The organism is Actinoallomurus liliacearum (genome assembly GCF_039542035.1).
Lineage (GTDB): Bacteria > Actinomycetota > Actinomycetes > Streptosporangiales > Streptosporangiaceae > Actinoallomurus > Actinoallomurus liliacearum.
Window position 1 is genome coordinate 1 of the sequence record NZ_BAABHJ010000046.1, and the last position, 982, is coordinate 982.

A 982-nucleotide genomic window follows, 5' to 3' on the forward strand; every position below is an offset into this window, starting at 1 on the left:
GCATCGGAGTGATCCAGGTGTGGAGGTGGCGCGGGTGAGAATGCAGGCATGAGTAGCGAATGAGGGGTGAGAAACCCCTCCGCCGGATGACCAAGGGTTCCTGGGGCAGGCTAATCCGCCCAGGGTAAGTCGGGACCTAAGGCGAGGCCGAGAGGCGTAGTCGATGGACAACGGGTTGATATTCCCGTACCCGCTGATACGCGCCCATGCTGAACCCACTGATACTAACCGTTCCAATCGTGGCTTGGTTCCTTCGGGAATCTTGCCGGCGTGCGGCCGGGACCTGAGGTGGTAGTAGGTAAGTGATGGGGTGACGCAGGAGGGTAGCTCAGCCCAGGCGATGGTTGTTCCTGGGGTAAGCATGTAGGGCGCACCATAGGTAAATCCGTGGTGTATTAAGCCTGAGATGTGATGCCGAGCCGATTTAGGCGAAGTGAGTGATCCCATGCTGCCAAGAAAAGCCTCTAGCGAGTGTGTCGGCGGCCCGTACCCTAAACCGACTCAGGTGGTCAGGTAGAGAATACCAAGGCGCTCGGGTGAACTGTGGTTAAGGAACTCGGCAAATTGCCCCCGTAACTTTGGGAGAAGGGGGGCCCCTGCTGGTGACCGAACTGGCTTCGTGAGCTGGTGGGGGTCGCAGATACCAGGGGGAAGCGACTGTTTACTAAAAACACAGGTCCGTGCGAAGTCGTAAGACGCTGTATACGGACTGACGCCTGCCCGGTGCCGGAACGTTAAGGGGACCGGTTAGCTGCCCTTGTGGTGGCGAAGCTGAGAACCTAAGCGCCGGTAAACGGCGGTGGTAACTATAACCATCCTAAGGTAGCGAAATTCCTTGTCGGGTAAGTTCCGACCTGCACGAATGGCGTAACGACTTCCCCACTGTCTCAACCACAGGCCCGGTGAAATTGCACTACGAGTAAAGATGCTCGTTACGCGCAGCAGGACGGAAAGACCCCGGGACCTTCACTATAGCTTGGCA

The 982-nt window shown here is 57.6% G+C and carries 1 rRNA gene; it reads left to right on the forward strand.

The features are described from left to right. A 23S ribosomal RNA gene (locus tag ABD978_RS43650) occupies window positions 1-982 on the forward strand; the annotation flags it as partial.